The organism is Prevotella sp. HMSC073D09, from assembly GCF_001814145.1.
GTDB lineage: Bacteria > Bacteroidota > Bacteroidia > Bacteroidales > Bacteroidaceae > Prevotella > Prevotella conceptionensis.
Map to the genome: position 1 here is coordinate 9,510 of NZ_KV815121.1, position 14,273 is coordinate 23,782.

Here is a 14,273-nt window from a genome sequence, read left to right on the forward strand (position 1 = left end):
TGGTGGATAAAAAGGCACTCATAATGTTAAAATTCTTACTAAAAATCAGACAAAACAATGGTACTGCATACACGCGCGAGTGAGCAACGGCACAGAGAACACCTGCGCTTGCCGTCGCCCGTGCAAGCGGTTGCAGGGCATGCTGCCTCGGCCAAAGGCATCACCCTGCATGTTAAGAAGAAGGCGAAAGTAAGGCCAAAAGAAGATACAACCTCAGTGTTTTTTAAGCCTTTTTGAGCAGGAACAAGCAAACTGAACCCCAATCGGTTGTTGGAACCTGTGCAGATTTGGCTTGCTTGTTGGGCATGTTGTTTGTCTTATTCATGAGGGAGTTAGTGGACTGCGTTGAGAAAGCAACGCAGCCCGGATGCCGACAAGCAAACCAAAGATGAGCAGGAGGCATTACTTTTCCTTCTTCTGCTTGCTTGCACATGAAACAAGTTGTACGTTTGCAATCGGGTTTCAGTCAAACAGTATTGCTTTTGGCACATTGTTGATAGAAAGATGCTAAACGTGCGTAGCATGGCATCAACAAACCCTTACGCAGACAAGAAGGAACGTTTGCGTTAAGCCAAATGAACAATGTCGAGCTTGCTCGAACATTGTCATGGCGAGAAAACGCACTTTTAGTGGAACGAAAAAAGAACGTTTCCGTTTGTTTACGGTGCACCTACGCCTTTCCTCATCCAACTCCTACTTGGCTATCATAGAGCCGCCTACAATCTACACAAAAACACACCTGGCCACATTATACTTTGTTACATTTCACTTGCCGATATAACAAATTCTATGTATCTTTGCAAAAGTTTCATAAGCGTTAACCAGTGCTTATGATGAAGTCGTGGCACAGAAAAAGCGTGCCACGCAGTGGCGCACATAAACCCACCTGCGCATAGTACAGTAAAATTAAAGACGATGACATAAAACAAAACTAAACATACAACGATCAATAGTCTTAGTAAAACTCACTGCATTCCGAAACCCGCAAAATGAAGAAGTGCAAATAGTGAATAGAGGTTGATGCTCACGCTTGGCGTGAGCTTCTTCTTATATTCGTTTGCTGCGTGCTTGCCGGTGCGTGGAATGCGGATATACAGATGGAGTCCACGCTTTTTTGTAGGCAAGCGGCCCCATAACCCAAATATTCGTATCGTAATGGAGCAACAACCAGAACTCTTACCCAGCGAATGGGTGTCTGATAGTGTAGGCACCTATCTCTATCAGAAACGCCCAAAGCGGCATGTAATCTACACAGTCATGTTGGCTGCCGTGTCTGCGGCTATTATTTCCTTACCTTTTGTTTATGTAGACATTACCGTTCAAAGTAGTGGCTTTGTAAGGCCTAACGGAGAAATTAGCGTCATCACTGCGCCAATGACAGAAACGGTGGAGCGCGTTTCGGCCAAGGAAGGCGACAAATTGCGGAAAGGAGACGAGATTTTAAGGTTTAGAACAAGTGCGCCAGACGGAAAGATAAAGTACCAACAAGAGCGTTCAAAGGAGGCAAATGCGCATATCGCAGACCTAGAACTGCTCTCGAAAGGGCAACGTCCACAGGCATTTGCATCGGCTGCCCGACAACAAGAATACGCCAAATACCTGTCTGAACAATACCGCTTAAAGACCGACTTGCGCCAATATGAAACAGAATGGAAACGCTATAAAGTGCTTTTCGGCAAGGGACTGATTAGCGAGAGCGAGTATAATGAGCATTATTATAGGTATCAAGACAAGCTGAACGAACTGCATTTGCAGCAGACCAACCAAATGAGCGCATGGAAAACAGAACTCACCAACCTGAAAATGCAATTGAAGGAAACCACTTCCAACCTCATAGAAACGCGCAGCAACCGAAACGTATATGTTGTTAGAAGCCCCATCAATGGCACATTAGAGCAATTTTCGGGCATATACCCAGGCAGCAATCTGCAAGTGGGCGCCACCATTGCCGTGGTTAGTCCCGACACCTCTTTATATATAGAGGCCTACGTTGCACCTCGCGACATTGCCTTTATACGCGAAAAAATGCGCGTGAAGGTGCAGATAGAGTCGTTTAACTATAATGAGTGGGGCACACTCGAAGGCTATGTGCAAAACATCTCGTCTGACTATATACGCAACAACAATGGGCAAAGCTACTATAAAGTTAAGTGCAAACTGACAAAAAACTATCTCGAATTGCGCAACTCCAAGCGAAAGGGCTACGTAAAGAAAGGCATGACGGGCATTGTGCACTTCGTTGTTACGCGCCGCTCTTTGTTCAACCTACTTTATAAAAACATCGACGAGTGGGCAAACCCCACGCAACATCAGGCAACCGCTACCAACAAATAGATTAAACAATCAACACACATGCAAAACAAAGGCATAAAAATTAAGCAACAAGACATTACCGATTGCGGAGCGGCATCGTTGGCCTCGGTATGCGCCCATTACGGGTTGGCATTCCCCATTGCTCGCATTCGGCAATACGCTTTTACCGATAAGAAAGGCACTAACGTGCTGGGTATGATTGAGGCGGCGGGTAAATTGGGGTTCGAGGCCAAAGGAGTTCGTGGCGAACCAGAGGCGTTGAAGATGATACCGCTGCCCACCATCGCCCATGTTATCGTAAAAGGGGTGTTGCATCACTTTGTTGTTGTGTACGGCGTTAGCGACAAACACATCACATACATGGACCCCGCCGACGGCGAAATGCACCGCGTGGCGTGGGATGCGTTCTTAAAACTATGGACGGGAGTATTGATTTTGTTAGAGCCAAAGGACGATTTTGTGCAAGGCAACATGAAGACCAGCATACCGCAACGTTTCTTCCAACTGTTGCGCCCACACCGGCGAGTAATGGCCGAAGTGTTGTTTGGGGCGGTTGTTTGCAGCATATTGGGGCTAAGTACGTCGGTTTATGTGGGCAAGATAGTAGACTATGTGCTGGTAGACGAGAACACCAACCTGCTCAATCTCATGGGCGTGGCTATGCTTGCCGTCATACTTATACGCGTGTTTATATCCACAACAAAGAGCATCTTGGCATTAAAAACCAGTCAGATGATAGATGCCACACTCATTCTGGGCTATTATAAGCACATTTTACACCTGCCCCAGCAGTTCTTCGACACCATGCGCGTGGGCGAAATCATTTCGCGCGTTAACGATGCGGTGAAGATACGCACGTTTATCAACAACGTATTGGTAGACTTGGTGGTGAATGTGCTGATACTTATTTTCGCTGTTGGCGTGATGTTTGTCTATTCGTGGAAGCTGGCCTTGGTTACATTGGTCTCTGCGCCCTTGTTTCTCGTGGTGTTCTTTTTGTTCAACCGGCTCAACAAACGCTATCAGCGAAAGATCATGGAGACGGCAGCCGACTTGGAGTCGCAATTGGTAGAATCACTCAATGCCATCACCACCATTAAGCGTTTCGGCATCGAGGCGCACGCCAACCTGAAAACCGAATCGCGTTTTGTACGCCTGTTGCGCAACACATACGTAAGTGCGCAAGGCGCAATATTCGCCAGCAACGGCATCGACATCGTTTCTTCTGCCGTTACGGTGGCGGTGTTGTGGATTGGGAGCAATCTCGTTATCAACCAGACGCTCACCCCTGGTAGCCTGATGATATTCTATTCGCTGATAGGTTATGTGCTTTCGCCCATCGGCTCGTTGATAAGTTCTAACCAAACCATACAAGACGCACAGATTGCCGCCGACCGCTTGTTTCAGATTCTGGACCTTGAAACGGAAAGTACAGATGCTTCCACGAAGGTGAAGATGGAGCCCGACATGATAGGCGACATCGTGTTCGACAACGTTTCTTTCCGATATGGTTCGCGCAAGCAGTTGTTTTCGTCGCTCAGTCTTGTTCTCCCCAAGGGCAAAACCACGGCTGTTGTTGGCGAAAGTGGGTCGGGTAAAACCACGCTCGTATCACTATTACAGAACATTTACCCCATACAGTCGGGGCGGATTAGTATTGGCCAGTACGACATTGCGATGATAAGCAACGAGAGCCTGCGCCGTTTCATCGGCATCGTTCCGCAAAAAGTGGAACTGTTTTCAGGCACGTTGCTCTCAAACATTTGCCTGGGCGACCTGCAACCCGACATGCGCCGCGTACTAGACATCATTACGCAGTTGGGCTTAAAAGATTTTGTCGATGCCCTACCCAAAGGCCTAGACACCATCGTGAGCGAACAAGGCACCACGTTTTCGGGTGGCGAAAGGCAGCGCATTGCCATCGCGCGCGCCCTGTACAAGCAGCCCGAAGTGCTTATCTTCGATGAGGCCACTTCGTCGCTCGACTCCATTTCCGAGCGTTTCGTAAAAGAAACGCTGCGTGCCTTGGCCGCACAAGGCAAAACCATCATCGTTATAGCCCATCGCCTAAGCACCATCAAAGATGCCGACAGGATAGTGGTTATCGATAAAGGAGAGGTGGCCGAATGTGGCACGCACAGCGAGTTGATTGCCCAAAACGGCGTTTTCCAACGCCTCTGGCACGCACAAACCAACATTATTGACTAACAAACATGGAACTAAGAAACGAAATACACCGACTAAACAGCCTGCACCGACTCATCAAAATGTGCAACACTGGCTCGCCAGACGAACTCGCCCACAAACTGCATATCAGCAAACGGCATCTTTATAACGTGCTAGACGACCTGCGCGCACTGGGTGCAAAGATAGATTACAGCCGTAGCGACTACACCTTTTATTACACCAACAGTTTTGAACTTAACCTTTACTTACAGGTGGAATACTTGGACGAGAATGATAAAAAATGTATTTTTGCAGGTAGTTTTTTATATAATGCAATGTTTGTGCACGGAAGACCACTATCTTTGCAGCCGTAAAGGTATCCGGAAACCAATACAATGAAATGTATTATTAACAACTTGGGTAACAAGTATGACCTTCTAAATAAGTTGGTTATCATGTTACCAACAAAGATCAAAAATTATGAATGAAAAGATGAAAGAGCTCTCTTTGTCAGAGATGCAAGCTATTTCAGGAGGTAGCCCCTGGTGGTGGAAGGCAGCACGGTTTGTTGCCGAAACGATAATTGGAGATATTTTGATGGATCCAGAAGGCGCTGCTAATGGTTACCGAAAAGGAAAACAAGATGCCGACAGAATGTGGGGCAAGTAATGAAATGGTTTTACTAATTTAGATTTAAATAGCAATGAAAAAACAAATGATAATCGAGTTGACAGCGAAAGAACAAATTCTTGTCTCTGGTGGCAGCCAAGAAAGCGGCAATTGGTTTACTAGGTTGTTGGGATTCATCATCCAGAGCCATTCTAATTCGATGGAATACCATAACAATCATCCTTCTGTGTTACCTTATAAATGACCCTAAGAGCGTTTAGACAGAGGTTGTTCAAAACTAAGTACTCAACTGCTATGTAACTAACAGTTATTTTATCACTAAAATCCCATTTGGCAAGCTTTTCTTTTACATTATGAGTTTTGTCTTTAAGGAAATTAAGTTGATTTTGATTTTGGCTAGAAGCATTAGTAAGTGGGTTCTTAGAACACCAAAGTACAGATAAGAAGCATCGTTATCATCGATGCTTCTTATTCCGAATTAAAGAGTCATGGGAAATCGTTATGAAAATGGAACATTAAGATGGAGCTTTTACTTGATTGTTGGCTTCTTGTCTTTTCTTTTTTTAAGTAGTATTTTTATTGAAGTCTTGCTATACAAGTACTCTGTCTGGATAAAACCGCCTTTAGCCTTATTGTTTTCTGCGATACTACTCAACCTCTACAAGAGGTATTTATTAAAGTATGCACACTTTAATGCTAGCATCTCCGCCTATAAGAAGTTATATACCCTACCTATTGGCTGGGGAGTTGCTGCCATATTGTTTGGCACAATCGTACCAGTTTTGTTTTTGGTTAAAGTGTATACAATAAGAGACTATAACTTGAACTTTACTAGTCAAATTGAGGGGCTATCTCTCTTTTTGTTGGTTGCAATATCCGAAGAGATAGCAAGCCGAGGTATCCTTTATAAACTATTGTCTGACAGGTGGAATCCTTCAATTGCCTTAATTGTTTCTTCTTTACTTTTCGGATTTATGCACCTTTTCAACACTGGTGGAACGGCATGGTCCTCACTGGCCATAGCTCTTACAGCAGGTTGGCTGCTTGGCATATCCTATGCTTACCACCGAACTATATGGGCTCCAATTGGTTTGCATTGGGCTTGGAACTTTCTCGAATCCTGTGTTTTCGGCTTCCCCGTTTCAGGTAACCCAATAACTTTCATACCTATCTTCACACCGATAGTGTCTGGTCCAGACATATTAACAGGTGGAGCATTTGGCTTAGAGGCCTCGATTATAACTGTTATAATGGCTATTATCATCGCTGCTGTGTACACTGCGCTGTACTTTAAAAAGATGAAAGTCAAATCCAAAGCCGACAATGAAATAACATTAATGTTTTAGCGTTCATGTCAGAAACAAGTAAATTGAACTAAGTTTTACCAAAACATGGCAATCATATCAAAAGACAACACGCTTGAATGGGCAGCATATCTTGTGATTGGCTATTTGGGATTTTGGTTTCTTCCAGGTATATGTCTTATACTGTTAGATAACGACTTCTCTTCCCTCATCAAGTTTCCACTAGCCTTATTGGCGTCGGGAGCTACCCTATACGCCTTCAAAAAATACTTGGGCTGGTATGTAGAAGATGGCGCACGTCTATCAGTCTTTGGCCAAATACATAAAGTTTGTATAGGTTGGCTGGTGTCTGCGCTTTATCTTTTCACTACTTTAATTTGCTTATTTGCAACCAAACACTACTCGGTAGCGTATTTTAATTTCAACTTAATCAATCAGTTGGGGTGGTTCTCAATTTACTTACTGGCTGCCGTTATCGAAGAAATTACAGCCCGCGGCATTCTGTTTAGGTTCATAACTGATAAGTGGAACGTTGTTGCAGGACTGGTGGTGTCCTCTATTGTCTTTGGTCTTGTGCACCTTTTTAACCCCAACGCCACTGCATTGTCTTGTTTAAGGATAGCAATTACAGGAGGTTGGCTATGTGCCATAGCCTATGCTTACCATCGAACACTATGGGTTCCCATCGGTATCCATTGGGCTTGGAACTACATTCAAAGCAACATTTTCGAGCATAGCGTGCCAGGAAGTGCGCTAAACGGCCCTCCCATTCTTATATTGGTTTCGAAAGGGGTAAAGTTTCCTGCCGGTATAGAGTACGACACGGAGGTTTCTATTATATCCACAGCGATTGGCGTTGCCATATCCGTGGTTTACACCATTCTATATTTTAAGAAGAAAACGAGAATTAAAACAGGAGAAGATGTTGCGCCTGTATTCTAGCACGCATAACAACGCTAAACTTTTTAAAGCTAATGAACATCATATCTAAAGACGACAACTTGGCGTGGGGCTGCTATCTTGTCTTAGGCGTTTTGGCATTCACCATTATTCCAGCAATGACTTGGTATGTGTTGTTGCTCAACATTCCAGCCTATGCCGCCGTACCCTTATCCACAATAGCGGCGGTTGTTACGCTATTTGCCTTTAAAAAGTATATAAGCTGGTATGCGGAGGATAGTGAAAGCTTGTCTTTTAGGGGCAAGATGCGGATGATGGGCATTGGCTGGGCGGTTTCGGTTGTTAACTTCTTGGCGATAATCGTGTGCCTATTCCTATGCGGATATTATCGCATTGTGACCATTGAGTTCGATGTAGCCAGTCAGCTCAGTTGGCTGTCGCTTTTCTTATTGGTGGGCGTGGTGGAGGAAGTTATTTTCCGCGGCATTCTTTTTAGGCTCATAACCGACAAGTGGAACATAGCCGTTGGCCTTACAACATCGTCTTTGCTCTTTGGACTGGCACATCTGGGAAACCCCGGAGCCACATTATGGGCGGCCTTGGCCATAGCGCTAGCCTCGGGCTGGCTGTTCGGAATGGCCTACGCCTACCACCAAACGATATGGGTGCCCATCGGCATGCACTGGGCATGGAACTATCTTGAAGGGGGCGTTTTCGGCTGTTCCGTATCGGGTACGCCACTAGATTACCGGCCACTTATTACCCCAAAGATAAGCGGAACAGACTTATTGTCGGGTGGAGCGTTTGGGCCGGAGGCTTCGATTATATGTGTTGCGATAGGCATTGGCATCTCTATCGTTTACACCGTGCTGTATATCAAGAAGAAGAAAAGGCTTGGAGCAAAACCCGAAATGCTGTTTTGACGGCGGTTTTTAAGGCGATATGCAATAGCCCAAGCGATGAACGAAGGTGGTAATGTGGTTGTAATGTTTTGCAAAACGCACGTGGCAAACTACCTCCTTCTGGCGAAAAGGGCAGCCATAGTGTTAAAATTTGTGCGCAAAAGAAGACAAAGGATAAGGCGGCAGCGGGCGAGTTAAAGGGTTTACGGGCATTTGGCTTATTAAGCTAGTGGGGGGATCTTATCTCGTCGGACTGGTCGGACTGGTCTGACAAGTCTGACTGGTCGGACAAGTCGGATAAGTCTGACTAGTTAACAAGAGTGGTGGCGCAGCCTTTTTTTCACCTTTTCACCTTTTCACCTTTATAAGCCTTTTCACCTTTACAAGCCTTTATCGTCCCTTCTTTCCCCCTCTATTTTCAAGTCTAAACCGCTTGGGCGACTTGCCGGAATGTTGCTTAAAATACTTGCCAAAGAACGATTGGTTGGGGAAACCTAGCGTTGCAACAATCTCTTTGATGCTTTGGTCGCTGTAAAGCAACAGCTGACGGGCATCGCTCATCACCACATCATTAATCCATTGCAGGGCCGTTTTGCCCGTTTTCTCTTTCACAACCACCGAAAGATAGCTGGGCGTAACGCAAAGTAAGTCGGCATAGTGGGCCACTTCGCGGTGCTTGCGGTAGTTGTTGTACACCGCTACGATAAAGTTTTGCGCCAACTTATCAGTAACGTTCCACGTGCCCACTTGCAAATGGTGGCTCAACATGTAGCAATTTACAATCTCGTAGGCAAGCGTTCGGCACATCGACGACAGCAATTCGGTAATCACCTGTGGGTTAGGCGAGTTGGCGTAACTCTCGTTTTCGTGCTCTTCGCGCGCCATCAGCGTCTGCATCTGCGTTAAGATGCGGTCGTACTGGCTCACAGAAAGCGAGAGGAATGGGTGTTCGCTGAAATACAGTCCCGTGGTGATGTCCATCGTCTTGTTCACAATGGCCATAATGAAGTCGTAGTCAACATACAACACAATTCCGCGCAGATCGTTGCTGAACGATACGGTGTTGGAATGTATCGCCGGCGGTATAAAAAGCGTGTCGCCCTTATTAACATGGTAAGTTTTATCATCGATGTTCATGCTGATGTTGCCTTGCGTGCACAGAACCAAGGCGAAAATACGATAGGAAGAAGACAAACGGTGCCCTGTTTCGGTTTCGATGTCTGCCGAAGTAAAGCCGCGTAGCGTGAAAGGAAGTTGCAATCGTTGTTCCATGTCTTTGTATTTATTTATTGCAAATGTACTACTTTTCTGGTAAATAAGATGGTAAAACGAACTATTTTCTTTGTTAATATATAAAATGGAACATTTTTGAGCCATTTTCAACCTTGTGGGATGTGATTTATATCCTTAATTTTGCACCATGATATGTAAACAAGCCATTTCTAATATACGGAACCCCATTTTTTGGCAACGATGTGTTTGATTGGCATTTAAATAAGTATAAGGTTAAAAAAGGAAATATGACAAAAATCAAGTTTATGGCTGTTGCCGTGTTCATCGTTGTGTTGAGCGGTTGCAACAGTAAGAAAGAAGAGCAAACCGTTGCACCCATTAAGGTGAAAACGATGGCCGTGCAAACGGGCAACGTTGACGGGAACCGCACTTATGTGGGAGTTATCCAGGAGAGTTACGGGTCGACGTTAAGTTTTGCCTCGCTAGGAACCGTGTCGCAGGTGTTTGTCGACGAAGGTCAGGCAGTGCGCAAGGGTCAATTGCTGGCTGTGATAGACAAAACGTCGGCACAAAGTGCGCACGACATGACGATGAGCACCCTGTCGCAAGCGCGCGACGCCTTTAAGCGTTTGGAACAGCTATATAAGAAAGGTAGTTTGCCCGAGATACGCTTTGTAGACGTGCAAACGAAGTTGGCCGAGGCCGAGGCTGCTGAACGAATAGCCCGAAAGACTTTGCAAAATTGCGAGTTGCGCGCACCGTTCGACGGGTTTATCTCGCAGCGAATGGTGGACACGGGCAACAATGTGGCACCAGGGTTTGGCTGTTTTAAGTTGGTGAAACTCGACCGCGTTGAGATGAAAATCGCCGTACCCGAAAACGAAATATCGGGCATCAGCAAAGGTCAGACGGTTCCTTTCACGGTCTCTGCCTTGGGCGGAAAGACCTTTGTGGGCAAAGTTACCGAGAAAGGCATACAAGCCAACTTGCTAAGTCATACGTACGACGTTATCGTTAGTCTTCCCAATGCCGGCCATCAGCTGTTGCCTGGCATGGTTTGCAGCGCGCAATTGGCCAGCACTGGCGGGGCGCAGGGCATCGTTGTGCCGCAAGAGGCGGTGCTGATTGATGGTGCTAAGCCATACGTTTGGGTTGTTGAAGACGGTACGGCACGGCGCCGAGACATCTCGCAGGGCGGTGTATGCCAAAGCGGTGTGGTGGTTAGCGGCGGGTTGTCGCAAGGCGACAAGGTTATCGTAAACGGACAAGACAAAGTGAGTGAAGGAGTGAAGGTGAAAGGTTGAAAAGGTGAAAAGGTGAAAAGGTGAAAAAATGGCTGCGCCACCACTCTTGCTAACTCGTCAGTCTGTTAACTTGTCAACTTGTCAACCTGTTAACTTGTTAACTCGTCAGCCTGTTAACTTGTCAACTCGTTAACTCGTCAACCCGTCCACCCGTCCACCCGTCCACTCACAAACACAATATATAAACACACGGATTTATGTCTAAACGCAAAAGAAATATCATATACAGTGTGATGCACTACAACAGCATCATGCTCTTGTTGATGGTGGTGCTCATCGGTTTCGGTGTGTTCGCACTTATCAACATGCCCAAAAACGAATTTCCTTCCTTCACCATCCGTCAAGGAGTGGTGGCCGCCGTTTATCCAGGAGCCACTTCTGCCGAAGTAGAAGAGCAGGTAACAAAGCCATTGGAGACCTTTCTTTGGAGCTTTAAGGAGATAAAGAAGGATAAGACTCGCTCGCAAACAAAAGACGGAATAGCCTACATCTTTGTTGAACTGAACGACGACGTAACCAACAAAGACGAATTTTGGAGCAAATTCAAGATAAAGCTGCAACAGTTTAAGATGTCGTTGCCGCAGGGCGTGCTGGCCTTAATAGCCAACGACGACTTCGGAGACACTTCGGCCATGCTCATAACGCTAGAAAGCAAGACCAAAAGCTACCGTGAGCTGCACGAATACATGAACACGCTGAAAGATAACCTGCGAACCATCCCCGAATTGGCCAACCTGCGCGTTAGCGGCGAACAGGGCGAAGAGATTGGCGTGTACATCGACCGCGACAAGCTGTCGGACTACGGCATCAATTCGGCCACGCTCTTGGCCAACCTCTCGGCACAAGGCATGACGATGGTGAGCGGAAAGGTAGACGACGGACAGACAACGCGCCCGATACACCTGCGTTCGCAAATGAACACCGAGAACGATGTGGCCAACCGCATCGTCTATTCGGACCCGCGCGGCAACGTTATACGCCTGCGAGACATCGCAACCATCAAGCGCGAATACCCACATGCCGACAAATACGTAAAGAACAACGGGCAAAAGTGCATCGTTCTCTCGGTAGAAATGAACGAAGGCAGCAACATCGTGCAGTTCGGAGGCAAGGTAAAAGACATATTGGGGCAGTTCGAGGCATCGTTGCCGCAAGACGTAAGCATCTTTACCATCACCGACCAAAGCGAAGTGGTTAACCATTCGGTAATGGATTTCCTTAAAGAACTGCTTATCGCCGTTTCTTCTGTCATTGTGGTCATCATGCTTTTGCTGCCCATGCGCGTGGCAAGCGTGGCAGCCAGCACCATCCCCATCACCATATTCATAACCCTTGGCCTGTTCTATGCCTTCGGCTTAGAGCTAAACACCGTTACGCTAGCCGCACTTATCGCAGCCTTGGGTATGATTGTAGACAACTCCATCGTTATTATCGACTCGTATGTGGAGAAGATAGACGAGGGCATGAGCCGCTGGCACGCCGCCATCTACTCGGCAAAAGAGTTCTTCTCGTCTATTTTCAGTGCTACATTGGCCATTTCCATCACCTTCTTCCCCTTATTGCTCACGATGAAGGGCATGATGAAAGACTTCGTCAAGTGGTTCCCCCTAGGCATCAGCGTGGTGTTGGGCACGTCGCTCCTCGTGGCCGTGCTGGTTGTTCCTTGGATGCAGTTCACCTTTATACGCAAAGGCTTAAAGAAAGACAACAAAGGCGAAGGCAAACAACGGCGTACCATCCTCGACATCATGCAGACCTATTACAACCGCCTTATCGAACGTTGTTTTGCCCATCCGTTTATCACCCTAGGCGTTGGTGTGCTCTCGGTGATTGTCGGTGCCCTGCTCTTTGCCGGCTTGCCACAGAAACTTATGCCACGTGCCGAACGCAACCAGTTTGCCGTAGAAATTTACCTGCCGCAAGGAACGAGCATCGAACGCACGGCTGCCGTGGCCGACAGCTTGCGCGATATGATGCAAACCGACAAGCGCATACGCAACATATCCACGTTCTACGGCATGTCGTCGCCGCGTTTCCAGAACTCGTACGCACCCCAACTAGGCGGCACCAACTATGCGCAATTCATCGTGAATACCGACAACGATGCCGCCACGATGGCCCTCGTAGACAGTTTCACCACGCGATTTACCGACCATTTTGCCGAGGCACAGGTGCGCATTAAGCAGCTAGATTACAGCGATGCCCTTTCTCCCATCGAGATAAGATTTAGCGGCGACGACCTCAACGCCATTCATCAGGCCGTCGACAGTGCCACGCGCCGCATGCGTTCAATGCCCGAATTGCTGCTGGTTCGCAACAATTTCGACGGCACAACATCGGGACTTGATGTGCAAATAGACGATTATGAGGCATCGCGACTGGGCATGAGCAAGAGTCTTTTGGCCATAAACCTAGCCACTCGCTTTGGCGATGGCGTGCCGCTTACCACAGTTTGGGAGGGCGACTATCCCGTAAAAGTTACGCTGAAAGACAGTCATGCGGGACGGCAAACGCCCGAAGACCTCGAAAACGCCACCGTTAGCGGACTGCTACCCGGCGTAAACGTACCGCTAAGACAAGTGGCTAAGGTGTCGCCCGACTGGACTTACACCTCCATTCACCACCGTAACGGCATCCGTTCGATGTCGGTTATGGCCGACACCAAACGCGGCCTGAACCTCAACTACGTTACCGACAAGGTGATTAACGAGGTAAATAAGATTAAGCTGCCGCAAGGAGTGACCATGACTGTGGGCGGACAAAGGGAAAAAGACCTGGAAACCGAGCCTCAGATTTATGGCGGATTGGTTATTTCTATCGTCGTGATATTCGCCATCTTGCTGTTCCACTTCAAAGACATTCGCATGTCGATGGTTATCATGTTGTCTTTGTTGTTCTCTCTGTTGGGCGCAGCCACGGGTGTGCTTATCATGGGGCAAGAAGTGGGCGTAACCGGCACGCTGGGCATTATCTCGCTGATGGGTATCATCGTGCGTAACGGCATCATCATGATTGATTACGCCGAAGAGCTTCGCGTAGACCATCGCCTATCGGCTAAGCGCGCTGCCCTGCAAGCGGCTCAACGCCGTATGCGCCCCATCTTCCTCACAAGTGCAGCCGCATCTATGGGCGTTATCCCGATGGTTATCGCCAATACGCCGCTGTGGGGGCCAATGGGCGTGGTGGTTTGCTTTGGCACAATCATTTCGTTCCTCTTCATCATCACCATGATACCTGTGGCTTATTGGATGGTTTTCAGATGGGAAGACAGGAAGAGAACGCTGAAGATGGAGGCCTCGTCTAGGAGTTAAGGAGTTAAGAAGTTAAGGAGTTAAGCCATTAGCTTAGCCGCTATACATACGGTTTAACTTCTTAACGCAATTGCAAGTTGACAAGTAAACAAGATGGTTTGCCACTCTGCAACTAGGCTAACGGCTTAACTCCATAACTCCTTTAACTCCTCAAAAGTTTGCCACTCTGCAACTAGGCATACGGCTTAACTCCATAACTCCTTAACTCCT

The 14,273-nt window shown here is 47.1% G+C and carries 11 protein-coding genes; 10 read left to right on the forward strand and 1 reads right to left on the reverse strand.

What is annotated here, in order from left to right:
• Positions 1 to 57 precede the first annotated feature (57 nt).
• From HMPREF2955_RS10980 to HMPREF2955_RS11015, 8 genes are all read left to right on the forward strand, one after another.
• On the forward strand, positions 58 to 237 hold the full coding sequence (locus HMPREF2955_RS10980; RefSeq protein WP_070723534.1) for a hypothetical protein: 180 nt from the start codon (positions 58 to 60) through the stop codon (positions 235 to 237).
• Positions 238 to 1,155: 918 nt separating this feature from the next.
• On the forward strand, positions 1,156 to 2,334 hold the full coding sequence (locus HMPREF2955_RS10985) for an HlyD family secretion protein (RefSeq protein ID WP_070723536.1): 1,179 nt from the start codon (positions 1,156 to 1,158) through the stop codon (positions 2,332 to 2,334).
• Positions 2,335 to 2,352: 18 nt separating this feature from the next.
• Positions 2,353 to 4,521 carry a peptidase domain-containing ABC transporter gene (locus HMPREF2955_RS10990; RefSeq protein WP_070723538.1) on the forward strand — a complete coding sequence of 723 codons (2,169 nt, stop codon included), beginning with the start codon at positions 2,353 to 2,355 and terminating at the stop codon, positions 4,519 to 4,521.
• Between the two features lie 5 nt (positions 4,522 to 4,526).
• On the forward strand, positions 4,527 to 4,853 hold the full coding sequence (locus HMPREF2955_RS10995; protein WP_070723539.1) for an HTH domain-containing protein: 327 nt from the start codon (positions 4,527 to 4,529) through the stop codon (positions 4,851 to 4,853).
• 106 nt (positions 4,854 to 4,959) lie between these two features.
• Positions 4,960 to 5,148, forward strand: coding sequence for a hypothetical protein (locus HMPREF2955_RS11000; RefSeq protein ID WP_070723540.1), 189 nt, complete (start codon positions 4,960 to 4,962; stop codon positions 5,146 to 5,148).
• Positions 5,149 to 5,597: 449 nt separating this feature from the next.
• On the forward strand, positions 5,598 to 6,455 hold the full coding sequence (locus HMPREF2955_RS11005) for a CPBP family intramembrane glutamic endopeptidase (protein ID WP_070723541.1): 858 nt from the start codon (positions 5,598 to 5,600) through the stop codon (positions 6,453 to 6,455).
• A 45-nt stretch (positions 6,456 to 6,500) separates the two neighbouring features.
• Positions 6,501 to 7,355 (forward strand): CPBP family intramembrane glutamic endopeptidase, encoded by an 855-nt coding sequence (locus HMPREF2955_RS11010; protein WP_070723542.1) that lies wholly within the window; start codon positions 6,501 to 6,503, stop codon positions 7,353 to 7,355.
• A 32-nt stretch (positions 7,356 to 7,387) separates the two neighbouring features.
• The gene (locus HMPREF2955_RS11015; RefSeq protein ID WP_070723543.1) at positions 7,388 to 8,236 is read left to right on the forward strand and encodes a CPBP family intramembrane glutamic endopeptidase; all 849 of its coding nucleotides are present in this window, start codon (positions 7,388 to 7,390) and stop codon (positions 8,234 to 8,236) included.
• Positions 8,237 to 8,605: 369 nt separating this feature from the next.
• On the opposite strand, the gene HMPREF2955_RS11020 is transcribed toward HMPREF2955_RS11015, so the two are convergent.
• Positions 8,606 to 9,487, reverse strand: a complete 882-nt coding sequence (locus HMPREF2955_RS11020; RefSeq protein WP_019186563.1) for an AraC family transcriptional regulator — start codon at positions 9,485 to 9,487, stop codon at positions 8,606 to 8,608.
• Positions 9,488 to 9,735: 248 nt separating this feature from the next.
• On the opposite strand from HMPREF2955_RS11020, the gene HMPREF2955_RS11025 reads away from it, so the two are divergent.
• A complete protein-coding gene (locus HMPREF2955_RS11025) occupies positions 9,736 to 10,752 on the forward strand; it encodes an efflux RND transporter periplasmic adaptor subunit (RefSeq protein WP_070723544.1) in 1,017 nt (338 codons plus the stop codon).
• 197 nt (positions 10,753 to 10,949) lie between these two features.
• A complete protein-coding gene (locus tag HMPREF2955_RS11030) occupies positions 10,950 to 14,063 on the forward strand; it encodes an efflux RND transporter permease subunit (protein WP_070723545.1) in 3,114 nt (1,037 codons plus the stop codon).
• Positions 14,064 to 14,273: the final 210 nt, after the last annotated feature.

Excerpts from the sequence above, each read along its gene's own strand:
- HMPREF2955_RS10980 (WP_070723534.1), top strand. The coding sequence starts at position 58 with ATGGTACTGCATACACGCGCGAGTGAGCAACGGCACAGAGAACACCTG.
- HMPREF2955_RS10985 (WP_070723536.1), top strand. The coding sequence starts at position 1,156 with ATGGAGCAACAACCAGAACTCTTACCCAGCGAATGGGTGTCTGATAGT.
- HMPREF2955_RS10990 (WP_070723538.1), top strand. The coding sequence starts at position 2,353 with ATGCAAAACAAAGGCATAAAAATTAAGCAACAAGACATTACCGATTGC.
- HMPREF2955_RS10995 (WP_070723539.1), top strand. The coding sequence starts at position 4,527 with ATGGAACTAAGAAACGAAATACACCGACTAAACAGCCTGCACCGACTC.
- HMPREF2955_RS11000 (WP_070723540.1), top strand. The coding sequence starts at position 4,960 with ATGAATGAAAAGATGAAAGAGCTCTCTTTGTCAGAGATGCAAGCTATT.
- HMPREF2955_RS11005 (WP_070723541.1), top strand. The coding sequence starts at position 5,598 with ATGGGAAATCGTTATGAAAATGGAACATTAAGATGGAGCTTTTACTTG.
- HMPREF2955_RS11010 (WP_070723542.1), top strand. The coding sequence starts at position 6,501 with ATGGCAATCATATCAAAAGACAACACGCTTGAATGGGCAGCATATCTT.
- HMPREF2955_RS11015 (WP_070723543.1), top strand. The coding sequence starts at position 7,388 with ATGAACATCATATCTAAAGACGACAACTTGGCGTGGGGCTGCTATCTT.
- HMPREF2955_RS11020 (WP_019186563.1), bottom strand. The coding sequence starts at position 9,487 with ATGGAACAACGATTGCAACTTCCTTTCACGCTACGCGGCTTTACTTCG.
- HMPREF2955_RS11025 (WP_070723544.1), top strand. The coding sequence starts at position 9,736 with ATGACAAAAATCAAGTTTATGGCTGTTGCCGTGTTCATCGTTGTGTTG.
- HMPREF2955_RS11030 (WP_070723545.1), top strand. The coding sequence starts at position 10,950 with ATGTCTAAACGCAAAAGAAATATCATATACAGTGTGATGCACTACAAC.